General features: G+C 71.0%; 1 pseudogene. It reads left to right on the top strand.

What is annotated here, in order from left to right:
* Window positions 1-286, top strand: a pseudogene (locus J0695_RS41750) (MFS transporter); the annotation flags it as partial.

Below are 286 nucleotides of genomic sequence, written 5' to 3'. Positions count from 1 at the left end.
GTGGGAGTGGCTCCTGGTCGTCAACGCCCCGATCGCCCTGATCGCGGCCATCGGCGTCCGTCTCGGCGTCCCGGCCGGTCGGCCGGAGGACCTGACCAAGGATGCGTTCGATCTGCCGGGCGCCGTACTGAGCGTCACCGCCATCGGCCTCGCCTGCTACTCGCTGACCAGCGGTGTCGAGCACGGCTGGCTCTCCACCACCACCCTCGCATCGGTCCTCGGCGCCGTGGCCGCGGGGATCGCGTTCGTATGGCACGAGCGCCGCAGCGCATCGCCCATGTTGGAC

This window comes from Streptomyces beijiangensis (assembly GCF_017315755.1).
Lineage (GTDB): Bacteria > Actinomycetota > Actinomycetes > Streptomycetales > Streptomycetaceae > Streptomyces > Streptomyces beijiangensis.
The sequence above is the reverse complement of the archived record's forward strand: the minus strand, read 5'-3'. Positions and strand labels throughout refer to the sequence as shown.